The sequence below is a fragment of the Oceanicola sp. S124 genome, from assembly GCF_000220565.1.
GTDB lineage: Bacteria > Pseudomonadota > Alphaproteobacteria > Rhodobacterales > Rhodobacteraceae > Pseudooceanicola.
On sequence record NZ_AFPM01000162.1, the window covers coordinates 1 to 2,064 of the forward strand.

A 2,064-nucleotide genomic window follows, 5' to 3' on the forward strand; every position below is an offset into this window, starting at 1 on the left:
GCCCCGAGGCCAACCGCTAGCTGTTGTTTCGGTTTCAAGATTGGCGGCACCGATTGGCCGCGCAGGAAATACGGAACGTGACCATGCAGATCGCAGCGCCCGACCCCCACACCGCCCGATGGCCGCGCAGCGCCGGGGCGGGGCCGGATCCGCTGGCGATCCAGGGCGTGGGGCGATGACCGGCTGGCCCCCCCCTGCGTCCCGGCATGGTATCCAGACTGCGCCGCATGGCGATGGTGGTGTTGTTCGGGCTCTCTGTCCTGGCGGCGCCCCCGGCCCGCGCCTCGGGATCGCCCGTCGAGGCGGTACAGGGGCTGGTCCAGGCCGGAGAGCTGGAGCTGGCCCGTGATCAGCTGCTGGCCTGGCAGCCGCAGTCCGCCGCCGAGGCCGAACGTCGCCTCTGGCTTCTGGCCGTGGTCTATCGCGAAGGCGGGCGCCCCGACCTGGCGTTGATCGTGCTGGAAGACCTGGTGGCCCGGCGCCCCGACGTCGCCCGCTTCCGGCTGGAGCTGGCCGACACCCTGGCCCGCCTGGGCCAGCAGGATCGCGCAGCCTATCACTATGACCTCGCCCGTGGAGGAGAGCTCAGCGACGCTCAGCGGGCCCATGCGGCCAGCAATGCCACCCGGATGGAGACCCCCAGCCCCTGGACGGGCAACTTCGGGATCGCGCTGGTGCCTTCCAGCAACCCCGGCCGCAAGACCCAGGAAGAGACGCTGGATCTCGGCTTCGGCACCGCTGTCCTCAGCCAGGAATCGCGGGCCCAGCCGGCGACCGGGCTCGAGGTCGGCGCACGGCTGGCCTATGCGCACCGGATCTCGCAGCGGCTTCAGGGACAGGTGGCAGTGAACCTGAACGGGCGGCTGTTCGCGGATCGCGACGACAACGATGTGACCGGCAGCATCGAGGCGGGGCTGGTGCATCGCCTGGGCCCGGATGCGCTGTTGCGTACGACGCTCAGTTACCAGCGCCGCGATCTCGGCGGCGATCTCTATTCGCGCGGGCCGGGTTTCGGGGTGAACCTGATGCTGCGCAGCGGAGCGCGGGGGCGTATCGGGCTGGGGCTGACCCTGAGCGACCTGACCTATCCCGGTGCCCCGGGGGCGGACGGGCTGCGCAGCGTCGCCATGCTCAGCTACGATCACGCCCTTTCGCCGACCTTCGGCCTGCGCACCCTGCTGCGCTACGAGCGCGTCGACGCGGTCAACGCCGATGTCGCCGCCACCAGCTGGGAGGCGGGGCTGGGCGCCAGCCAGGTCTTCCGGGGCGGGCTGATCCTGGACGCCGACCTGCGGCTGCGCCGGTCCGGGCGTGACGGCCCGCATGGGCTGTTTGGCGTGGTGCAGCAGGACCGTCGCCAGACCCTCTCGCTGCGGTTGCGCCACAGCGAGGTCTCCTGGCGCGGCTTCGCCCCCTATGTCGAGCTGACCGCCGAGCGGCAGCGGTCGAGCATCCCCTACTACAGCTACGACGCCCAGGACCTGACGCTGGGTCTGACGCGCCGGTTCTGAGCTGCCTCCTTCGACCGGGGGAGGGACGGACGCCCCCTCCTCCGGGTAAGCCAAGGCGTTCTTTCAGCAAGGGAATTGCAATATGAATATCAAGTCATGCATTGCGCCGGTTCTGGCACTCGGCCTGATGACCAGCCTCGGCGGCTGCCTGGGATCGGGCTCCGGCGGTGGCGGCGGCGGCGGTGGTGGCGGCGCTTCGGACGACTACGAGACCGCCTATGACGAGGTGTCCTCGCGCATATTGACTTCGGACATGCCGGCCTCGATCAATGCCACCTACACCGGCCAGTTCAAGGTTGGCGTCAACGGCGGCAGCGCCGAGCTGTTCGGTTCGGACATCGACCCCACCAACGCCGAGATCATCGGTGACCTCGAACTGGATGTGGCCTGGAGCGACGGCGGCTCGGGCAACCCGTTCACCGGCACCGCCTCCAACATCGTCGCGACGGATGTCGTCTCGGGCGACAGTGCGGCGCTGACCGGCACGCTGTCCGTGGATGCGGGCCAGCCCTATTCCATCTCGCGCAACGTGATCCCGCCGATCGGCCCGGCT

Annotated in this window: 1 protein-coding gene and 1 pseudogene; both read left to right on the top strand. The window is 69.8% G+C overall.

The features are described from left to right. Window positions 1-206 precede the first annotated feature (206 nt). On the top strand, window positions 207-1,511 hold the full coding sequence (locus OS124_RS0111525; protein WP_085994651.1) for a surface lipoprotein assembly modifier: 1,305 nt from the start codon (window positions 207-209) through the stop codon (window positions 1,509-1,511). Window positions 1,512-1,593: 82 nt separating this feature from the next. Continuing rightward, window positions 1,594-2,064: pseudogene (locus tag OS124_RS0111530) on the top strand (hypothetical protein); the annotation flags it as partial.

Excerpts from the sequence above, each read along its gene's own strand:
- OS124_RS0111525 (WP_085994651.1), top strand. The coding sequence starts at position 207 with ATGGTATCCAGACTGCGCCGCATGGCGATGGTGGTGTTGTTCGGGCTC.